Here is an 8,932-nt window from a genome sequence, read left to right as displayed (position 1 = left end):
AGTTGGGGTGCGATGGAGGTCGAGACTGGTGAGCGAGAGAAAATTAAGCTGGGTGCGTGTTTTGTATTGGGGGACAGGGGTCCGGAGAATCCGACACGGTGGGGAGTCGTCGCCGTCGTCAGTTGTATATAAGCAGCACCGGCCGGCTGCGTCATCGCCGCCCGCCTCACCGAGAACCCCGACGTCACCGTCGCCGTCATCGAGGGCGGCCCCAGCGACGTCGGCCGCGACGACGTGCTCACCCTGCGCCGCTGGATGGGCCTGCTCGGCGGCGAACTCGACTACGACTACCCGACGGTGGAGCAGCCACGCGGCAACTCCCACATCCGGCACAGCCGCGCCCGGGTGCTCGGCGGCTGCTCCTCCCACAACACCCTCATCGCGTTCAAGCCGCTGCCGTCCGACTTCGACGAGTGGGAGGCGGCCGGCGCCAAGGGCTGGGGCGCGGTCCCGATGGAGGCGTACTACGCCCGCCTGAAGAACAACATCGTCCCGGTCGACGAGAAGGACCGCAACGCCATCGCCCGGGACTTCGTGGACGCCGCGCAGGCCGCGCTCGGCGTGCCGCGCATCGAGGGCTTCAACAAGAAGCCGTTCCACGAGGGCGTCGGCTTCTTCGACCTGGCCTATCACCCGGAGAACAACAAGCGCTCCAGCGCCTCCGTGGCGTATCTGCACCCGATCATGGACGAGCGCGCCAACCTGACGATCCTGCTGGAGACCTGGGCCTGCCGGCTCCAGATGGACGGCACCCGCGCCGAGGGCGTCCACGTGCGCACCAAGGACGGCGAGGAGATGCTGGTGCGCGCCCGCCGCGAGGTGGTGCTGTGCGCCGGCGCCGTCGACTCGCCGCGTCTGCTGCTGCACTCCGGCATCGGCCCGAAGGCGGACCTGGACCGGCTCGGCATACCCGCCGTGCACGACCTGCCCGGCGTCGGCGAGAACCTGCTCGACCACCCCGAGTCGGTGATCGTCTGGGAGACGCACGGCCCCATCCCGGACAACTCCGCGATGGACTCCGACGCGGGCCTGTTCGTGCGCCGCGACTCCGACCACGCGGGCCCGGACCTGATGTTCCACTTCTACCAGATCCCGTTCACCGACAACCCGGAGCGACTGGGCTACGAGCGCCCGGAGTTCGGCGTGTCGATGACCCCGAACATCCCCAAGCCGAAGAGCAAGGGCCGCCTGTACCTGACCAGCGCCGACCCGTCCGTCAAGCCCGCCCTGGACTTCCGCTACTTCACCGACGAGGACGACTACGACGGCCGCACCCTCGTCGACGGCATCCGCATCGCCCGCGAGATCGCGCGGACCGAGCCGCTGGCCGGGTGGCTCAAGCGCGAGGTGTGCCCCGGCCCGGAGATCACCGGTGACGAGGAGCTGAGCGAGTACGCCCGCAAGGTCGCCCACACCGTCTACCACCCGGCCGGCACCTGCCGCATGGGCGCCGCCGACGACGAACTCGCCGTCGTCGACCCCGAGCTGCGCATCCGCGGCCTGGAGGGCATCCGCGTCGCCGACGCCTCCGTCTTCCCGACCATGCCCGCCGTCAACCCGATGATCGGGGTGCTCATGGTCGGTGAGAAGGCCGCCGACCTGATCGGGGGTGATGCCTGATGGCGCTCACCGTCCCCACCCGCAAACCGCCCACCGATGCCGCGACCGCGGCCGAACCCGTCTTCCGCGTCGACGGCCTGTGGAAGGTCTTCGGACCCAAGGCCGAACGCGTCCCCGCCGACCCGGAGCTGAGCGCGCTCGGCCCCGCCGAGCTGCGCGCCCGCACCGGCTGCACGGCCGCCGTGCGCGACGTCGGCTTCGAGGTCCGCAAGGGCGAGGTCTTCGTCGTCATGGGCCTGTCCGGCTCCGGCAAGTCCACCCTGGTGCGCTGCCTGACCCGGCTGATCGAGCCGACGGCCGGCACCGTCGCCATCGACGGCGAGGACGTGCGCGCCATGGACAAGGCGCGGCTGCGCGCCCTGCGCCGCCACCGCGCCGCGATGGTCTTCCAGCACTTCGGCCTGCTGCCGCACCGCACCGTCCTCGACAACGTCGCCTACGGCCTGCAGATCCAGGGCGTCGGCCGGGCCGAACGCCGGAACAAGGCCGCCGAGATGGTCGCCAAGGTCGGCCTGAGCGGCATGGAGCACCGCCGCCCCGGTCAGCTCTCCGGCGGCCAGCGCCAGCGCGTGGGCCTGGCCCGCGCGCTGGCCGCCGACCCCGAAGTGCTGCTGTTCGACGAGCCGTTCAGCGCCCTGGACCCGCTCATCCGGCGGGACATGCAGGAGGAGGTGATCCGCCTGCACCAGGAGGAGGGCCGCACCATGGTCTTCATCACCCACGACCTTCAGGAGGCCCTCCGCCTCGGCGACCGCATCGCCCTGATGCGCGACGGCCGCGTCGTCCAGCTCGGCACCCCGGAGGAGATCGTCGGCTCCCCGGCCGACGACTACGTCCGCGCCTTCGTCCGCGACGTCCCCCGCGAACAGGTCATGACGGTCCGCACGGCCATGCGCCCGGCCACCGCCGACCAGGCGGGCAGCGGCCCGGCCCTCGCCCCGCACGCCACGGTCGCCGAGGCGATCGAGGCGGTCGCCCGCGCGGGCGCCCCGGCCCGCGTCGTGGACCGCGGCAGGTGCCTGGGCGTCGTGGACTCCGAGGCGCTGCTGGGCGTGGTCGCGGGCACGACGGGGCCCGGTACCGGTACCGACCCGAAGGGCACGACGGGGGCCGGCACCGACCCGGAGGCCGTGTGATGGCCACCCTCACCGCACCGGCGCCCCGCGCCGTCCCCGCCGTCCTGAAGCACCACGCCGTCCGCAAGCTGGCGTTCCTCGCGCTGCTCGCCGCCGTCCTCGGCCCGCTCGCCGCGGCCCGCTGGGGCGGCCCCGCCTGGCCGCACACGCTGACGGTCGATCTCACCGGGCCGCTGACCGGCGTCAGCGACTGGATCATCGACAACCGGGACAGCCACCCGCTGTTCCTGTACTTCTTCGGCCACCTCAGCAACGCCGTCGTCGTCTCCGTGCGCGCCGTCTACCTGTTCCTGCTCGCCGCGGGCTGGGCCGGCGTCACCGCGCTCGCCGCCGCCGTCGCCTGGCGCGCGGCGGGCGCCCGGCTCGCCGTCGGCACGGCCGTCGCGTTCCTGGCCTGCGGAGCGCTCGGCATGTGGGTGCCGACCATGCAGACACTCGCCCTGATGGTGGTCGCCGTGCTCGCGTCGGTCGTCGTGGGCGCCCTGCTGGGCCTGGCCGCCGGACTGTCCGACCGGATGGACCGCGCCCTGCGTCCCGTCCTGGACACCATGCAGGTCCTGCCGGCGTTCGCCTACCTGCTGCCCGTGGTGCTGGTGTTCGGCATCGGCGTGCCCGCCGCCGTCCTCGCCACCGTCGTCTACGCCGCCCCGCCCATGGCCCGCCTGACCGCGCTGGGCCTGCGCGGCGCCGACGGCGAGGTGCTGGAGGCGGTCGACTCCCTCGGCGCCACCGCCCGCCAGCGGCTGCTGACCGCCCGCCTCCCGCTCGCCCGCAGGGAACTCCTGCTCGGCGTCAACCAGGCGATCATGATGGCCCTGTCCATGGCCGTCATCGCCTCGGTGATCGGCGCCGGCGGCCTCGGTGACCGCGTCTACCAGGCCCTCGCCTCCGTCGACGTGGGCGCCGCGCTGGCGGCGGGCATCCCGATCGTGCTGCTGGCCGTCGTCCTGGACCGGGTCACCGGCGCGGCGGGCGCGCGGCTGGGGCAGGAACGCACCAGCGGCCGCCCGTGGCTGCCGGCCGCCGCCGCCCTCGCGGCGACCGTCGTCGTGGCCGTGGCCGCACGTCTGGCCGGCCGCCCGCAGTGGCCCACGAGCTGGACCGTCGCCATTGCCGAGCCGGTCGATCGCGCCGTCGACTGGATGACCGCCCACCTGTACTCCGGCGTCCCCTACGTCGGCGGCACCGCCGACTGGGCCGGGCACTTCACCACCTGGGTGCTGGACCCGGTGCGCTCGGCGCTGCTGTGGCTGCCGTGGTGGTCGGTGCTGCTGATCGTGGCCGCCCTGGCCTGGCTGATCGGCACCTGGCGCACCGCGCTGACCGCCGTGGCCGCCCTGGCGGTGATCGGCGTGCTCGGCGTGTGGCAGCCCGCCCTCGACACCCTGTCCCAGGTGCTCGCGGCCGTCGCCGTCACCCTCGTCCTGGGCCTGGCCACCGGCATCGCCGCCGCCCGCAGCGACCGGTTCGACCGGCTGCTGCGCCCGGTGCTGGACGTCTTCCAGACGATGCCGCAGTTCGTGTACCTGATCCCGGTCGTCGCCCTGTTCGGCGTGGGCCGCGCCCCGGCCGTCGCCGCGGCCGTCGTCTACGCCCTGCCCGCGGTCGTCCGCATCACCGCGCAGGGCCTGCGCCAGGTCGACGCCGCGGCGCTGGAGTCGGCCCGCTCGCTCGGCGCCACCAGCGGCCAGCAACTGCGCCAGGTCCAGCTGCCGCTGGCACGCCCGGCGCTGCTGCTCGCCGTCAACCAGGGTGTGGTGCTGGTCCTGGCCGTCGTCATCATCGGCGGCCTGGTCGGCAGCGGCGCGCTCGGCTACCAGGTCGTCTTCGGCCTCGCCCAGGGCGATCTGGCCACCGGCCTGGTCGCGGGCGTCGCGATCGTCTGCCTCGGCCTGATGCTCGACCGGGTGACCCAGCCGACCGAGCGGCGCGCGACGAAGGGAGCGTGAGATGAGGCTCAAGCGCAGGACGGCCCTGATCGCCGCCGCAGCGGCCACGTGCTCGCTGCTGACCGGCTGCGGCGCCGCCGACATGACCAAGCAGGCGTCGCCGTTCGCGGCCGTGCGGGGCTCCAAGACCCTGACCCTGTCCGTGCAGTCGTGGGTGGGCGCGCAGGCCGACGTGGCCGTCGCCCAGTACCTGCTGGAGCACAAGCTCGGCTACCGCGTGGACACCGTGCAGGTCGACGAGGTGCCCGCCTGGGACGCGCTCAGCCAGGGCCGGGTCGACGCCATCCTGGAGGACTGGGGCCACCCCGAGCAGGAGAAGCGGTACGTCGACGACAAGAAGACGATCGTGCGCGGCGGCAGCCTCGGCGTCACCGGTCACATCGGCTGGTTCGTGCCGACGTACCTGGCCGAGCAGCACCCCGACATCACCGACTGGCGCAACCTGAACAAGTACGCCTCCTTGTTCCGCACCGCCGAGAGCGGCGGCAAGGGCCAGCTGATGGACGGCTCCCCGTCCTACGTCACCAACGACAAGGCGCTGGTGAGGAACCTCAAGCTGGATTACCAGGTGGTGTTCGCCGGCTCCGAGGCGGCGCAGATCGCGCAGATCAAGCAGTTCGCCAAGGAGAGGAAGCCGTTCCTGACGTACTGGTACGCGCCGCAGTGGCTGTTCGAGAAGGTGCCGATGACGGAGGTGAAGCTGCCGCCGTACAAGGAGGGCTGCGACGCGGACGCGGCCAAGGTCGCCTGCTCCTACCCGCACACCCCGTTGCAGAAGTACCTCAACGCCGGCTTCGCGAAGTCGGGCGGCAGGGCGGCGGCGTTCCTGAAGAAGTTCCGGTGGACCACCGAGGACCAGAACGAGGTCGCCCTGATGATCGCCGACCAGAAGCTCACCCCGGCGCAGGCGGCGAAGAAGTGGGTGGACAGCCACCCCTCGGTGTGGCGGCAGTGGCTGTCCTGAACGCCTCTAGGAGGCAAGGCCGTCGGCGAGCTCACGCACCGCCCGTTCGGCCCGTCGCTGCAGGCCCGGCCCGAACGTGATCCGGGTGGCCCCGAGTCCGCCGAGTTCGGCGGGCGAGGGGCCGTCCCCGTCCAGCCGGGCCAGCGCGTTGAGCGGCCCCGGGATCCCGGCCCGCAGCACCGGCAGCAGGTCCGTCGGGGCGAGAATCGGGTACACGCAGTCGGCGCCCGCCGCCACGTACGCCACGGCCCGCTCCACGGCCCGTTCCGGATCGCCGTCGCCGTACACGAAGACGTCCACCCGGGCGTTGAGGAACAGCGCGTCACCGGCGGCCGCCCGGACCTCGGCGAGGAAGTCGGCGTGCTCGCACGGGTCCTCGAGGACACCGCCGCGGGAGTCCTCCAGGTTGCAGCCCACGGCGCCGGCCTCCAGCAGCCGCTCCACCAGCTCCTTCGGCGCCAGCCCGTAGCCGCCTTCCACGTCCGCCGACACGGGCACCTCCACCGCCCGCGCGATCCGCGCGACGGCCGCGAACATCTCGTCGGCCGGAGTGGAGCCGTCCGCGTAGCCGAGCGAAGCGGCCACGCCGGCGCTCGGCGTGGCCAGCGCCGGGAACCCCGCCGCCTCGAACGCCCGCGCGCTGGCCGCGTCCCACGGCCCGGGCAGGACCAGGGGATCCCCGGGGGCCGGCCTCAGATGCAGCGCGCGGAACTCCTCCACCTTGCTCACGGTCGGCTCCTCGCCTCGCTCACGGTCGGTATCCCCCGGGTGGGATCCGGCGGCTGACCATCAGCCGGTTCCAGCTGTTGATGACGGAGATCAGCGCGATCAGATGGGCGAGGCGGACCTCGTCGAAGTGCTTGGCGGCCCGGTCGTAGACCTCGTCCGGCACGAACCCTCCCCCGGACTTCGTCCGGGAGGTGCCCCCGGTGAGGACGGTGACCGCCTCGGTCAGGGCGAGCGCGGCCCGCTCCTGCTCCGTGTAGAGGTCCTCGGTCTCCTCCCAGGCGTTCAGCAGCTGGATGCGCTCCTCCGACTCGCCGCTGCGGCGGGCGGCCTTCAGGTGCATGTCCAGGCAGAAGGCGCAGTGGTTGAGCTGAGAGGCGCGGATCACGACCAGCTCCGCCAGGACCGGGTCGGCCAGGCCCTTCTTCGCCGTCGCGCTCAGCGCGGACATCGCCCGGCCGACTTCCTCGTCCAGCAGTCGGGTACGGCTCACCCGTGCTGCCCCGGCTGGTAGTGGCCCGGCGTCATGCGGCAGGCCACGCCGAACCGGTTCCAGGCGTTGATCACCGCGATCGCGGCGATCAGCTGGGCCAGCTCGGCCTCGTCGAAGTGCTTGGCGGCCTTGTCGTAGACCTCGTCGGGCACGAAGCCGTCGGTGAGGACGGTGACGGCCTCGGTCAGCTCCAGCGCGGCCAGCTCCTTCTCCGTGTAGAAGTGCCGCGACTCCTCCCAGGCGCTGAGCTGCACGATCCGCTCCACGCTCTCCCCGGCCGCCAGCGCGTCCTTGCTGTGCATGTCCAGGCAGAGCGCGCAGTGGTTGAGCTGGGAGGCGCGGATCTTCACCAGCTCGCGCAGCCGCGCGTCCAGGCCCCGGCCGGCGGCCGCGTCCAGCCGGATCATGGCCTTGTAGACCTCGGGGGCGTGCTCCGCCCAGCGCAGGCGCGGGGACTGTTCGGCGGCGTACTCGACGGTTTCCTCTGCAGTGTTCATGCCCTCGACCCTAGGGCCGAAGCAGCCCAGGAGTATGGTCCATTTCCATGGCGAGAACATGGGCCACTTTGGGCGTCGACCTCCACCTGGAACCGACCGGGCCGGGCGTGCGCCGCGGCCTGACCGACGCCCTGCGCGAGGCGGTGCGCACCGGCCGCCTGGTCCCCGGCACCCGGCTGCCCTCCTCCCGCTCCCTCGCCGCCGACCTGGGCATCGCCCGCAACACGGTCGCCGACGCCTACGCCGACCTGGTCGCCGAGGGCTGGCTCACCGCCCGCCAGGGCTCGGGCACCAGGGTCGCCGACCGTGCCGTGACACCCGAGCAGCCCCCTTCGGCCCGCCCGCCCCGCAGGCGCCACCTCACTCCCGGCACCCCGGACCTGGCGTCCTTCCCCCGCGGCGAGTGGCTCAAGGCCGCCCGCCGCGCCCTGGCCACCGCCCCGCACCACGCCCTCGGCTACGGCGACCCGCGCGGCCGGCCCGAACTGCGCACCGCCCTGGCCGGCTACCTCGCCCGCGTGCGCGGGGTGCGCGCCGACCCCGAGCACATCGTCATCTGCGCCGGCTTCTCGCACGGCCTGCGGATCCTCGCCGAGGTGCTGCGCTCGCGCGGGGCGAGCACGGTCGCCGTCGAGTCCTACGGCCTGGACCTGCACCGCGACCTGCTGTCCGCGGCGGGCCTGCGCACCTGCCCGCTGCCCCTGGACGAGCGGGGCACGGACACCACCCGCATGCCGCAGGCCGCCGCCGTCCTGCTCACCCCCGCCCACCAGTTCCCGATGGGCATGCCCCTGCACCCCGAGCGGCGGGCGGCCGTCACCGACTGGGCGCGGCGCACCGGCGGCCTGGTCCTGGAGGACGACTACGACGGCGAGTTCCGCTACGACCGCCAGCCCGTCGGCGCCCTGCAGGGCCTGGACCCCGATCACGTCGTCTACCTCGGCACGGCCAGCAAGGCCCTGGCGCCCGGCCTGCGCCTGGCCTGGATGGTGCTGCCGCCGTCCCTCGCCGAGGAGGCGGTGGCCGCCAAGGGCGGCAGCGACACGTGCGGCGTGCTGGACCAGCTCCCCCTGGCGGAGTTCCTCACCTCCGGCGCCTACGACCGCCATGTGCGCTCCGCCCGGCTGCGCTACCGGCGCCGCCGCGACGCCATGGTCGACGCGCTCGCCACCCGCGCCCCCGGCATCCACCCCACCGGCATAGCCGCCGGCCTGCACGCCGTGCTGCGGCTGCCGCCCGGCACGGAAGCGGCGGTCGTCCAGGCGGCGGCCTGGCAGGGCCTCGCCGTCTTCGGCCTGTCCTGCTTCCGCCACGAGCGGGCCACCGTCCCGCCGCTGGACGCCCTGGTCGTCGGGTACGGCACCCCACCGGACCACGCCTGGTCGGCCGCCCTGGACGCACTGTGCCGGGTGCTGCCGTGAGCGGGCCGACCCGCACCTGCCTCGGTGGGGCGGCTTGACCTGCCCTGGCGGCTGATCCGCACCTGCCTCGCTGGCCGACTGCGCCCCTGTTCCGGTGGGTCGGCCTGACCTGTCCCGGCTGGCCGA

Annotated in this window: 8 protein-coding genes; 5 read left to right on the top strand and 3 right to left on the bottom strand. The window is 73.5% G+C overall.

The window, feature by feature from the left end:
- The first annotated feature begins 153 nt into the window (after positions 1–153).
- The 4 genes from GV126_RS15380 to GV126_RS15365 are packed head-to-tail and all read left to right on the top strand — an operon-like array spanning position 154 to position 5,669.
- Complete coding sequence (locus GV126_RS15380) at positions 154–1,620, top strand: GMC family oxidoreductase (RefSeq protein ID WP_159673740.1); 1,467 nt, start codon at positions 154–156, stop codon at positions 1,618–1,620.
- Entirely contained in the window at positions 1,620–2,756 is a 1,137-nt protein-coding gene (locus GV126_RS15375; protein ID WP_159666822.1) for a quaternary amine ABC transporter ATP-binding protein, read from the top strand. Before GV126_RS15380 ends, GV126_RS15375 begins: the two co-directional genes overlap by 1 nt.
- Positions 2,756–4,705, top strand: a complete 1,950-nt coding sequence (locus GV126_RS15370; protein WP_159666819.1) for an ABC transporter permease — start codon at positions 2,756–2,758, stop codon at positions 4,703–4,705. The genes GV126_RS15375 and GV126_RS15370 overlap by 1 nt, the downstream gene beginning before the upstream one ends.
- Before the next feature lies 1 nt (position 4,706).
- Positions 4,707–5,669: an ABC transporter substrate-binding protein gene (locus GV126_RS15365; protein ID WP_159666816.1), complete on the top strand. Its 963-nt coding sequence runs from the start codon at positions 4,707–4,709 to the stop codon at positions 5,667–5,669.
- A gap of 6 nt (positions 5,670–5,675) precedes the next feature.
- Here the strand turns inward: GV126_RS15365 and GV126_RS15360 are convergent, their stop codons facing one another.
- From GV126_RS15360 to GV126_RS15350, 3 genes are read right to left on the bottom strand one after another with little or no spacing between them, the layout of a single operon-like run.
- On the bottom strand, positions 5,676–6,398 hold the full coding sequence (locus tag GV126_RS15360) for an isocitrate lyase/PEP mutase family protein (protein WP_159666813.1): 723 nt from the start codon (positions 6,396–6,398) through the stop codon (positions 5,676–5,678).
- 19 nt (positions 6,399–6,417) lie between these two features.
- On the bottom strand, positions 6,418–6,888 hold the full coding sequence (locus GV126_RS15355; protein WP_236570006.1) for a carboxymuconolactone decarboxylase family protein: 471 nt from the start codon (positions 6,886–6,888) through the stop codon (positions 6,418–6,420).
- Positions 6,885–7,385 (bottom strand): carboxymuconolactone decarboxylase family protein, encoded by a 501-nt coding sequence (locus GV126_RS15350; RefSeq protein ID WP_159666810.1) that lies wholly within the window; start codon positions 7,383–7,385, stop codon positions 6,885–6,887. The genes GV126_RS15355 and GV126_RS15350 overlap by 4 nt, the downstream gene beginning before the upstream one ends.
- 47 nt (positions 7,386–7,432) lie before the next feature.
- On the opposite strand from GV126_RS15350, the gene pdxR reads away from it, so the two are divergent.
- Positions 7,433–8,806 (top strand): MocR-like pyridoxine biosynthesis transcription factor PdxR, encoded by a 1,374-nt coding sequence (pdxR, locus tag GV126_RS15345; RefSeq protein WP_159666807.1) that lies wholly within the window; start codon positions 7,433–7,435, stop codon positions 8,804–8,806.
- The last annotated feature ends 126 nt before the right edge of the window (positions 8,807–8,932 follow it).

This window comes from Streptomyces mexicanus (assembly GCF_902506575.1).
GTDB lineage: Bacteria > Actinomycetota > Actinomycetes > Streptomycetales > Streptomycetaceae > Streptomyces > Streptomyces mexicanus.
This window is presented reverse-complemented; position numbering and strand designations above follow the sequence as displayed.

What these genes read in the sequence shown, in the direction of transcription:
- GV126_RS15375 (WP_159666822.1), top strand. Translation starts at nt 1,620, where the DNA reads ATGGCGCTCACCGTCCCCACCCGCAAACCGCCCACCGATGCCGCGACC.
- GV126_RS15370 (WP_159666819.1), top strand. Translation starts at nt 2,756, where the DNA reads ATGGCCACCCTCACCGCACCGGCGCCCCGCGCCGTCCCCGCCGTCCTG.
- GV126_RS15365 (WP_159666816.1), top strand. Translation starts at nt 4,707, where the DNA reads ATGAGGCTCAAGCGCAGGACGGCCCTGATCGCCGCCGCAGCGGCCACG.
- GV126_RS15350 (WP_159666810.1), bottom strand. Translation starts at nt 7,385, where the DNA reads ATGAACACTGCAGAGGAAACCGTCGAGTACGCCGCCGAACAGTCCCCG.
- pdxR (WP_159666807.1), top strand. Translation starts at nt 7,433, where the DNA reads ATGGCGAGAACATGGGCCACTTTGGGCGTCGACCTCCACCTGGAACCG.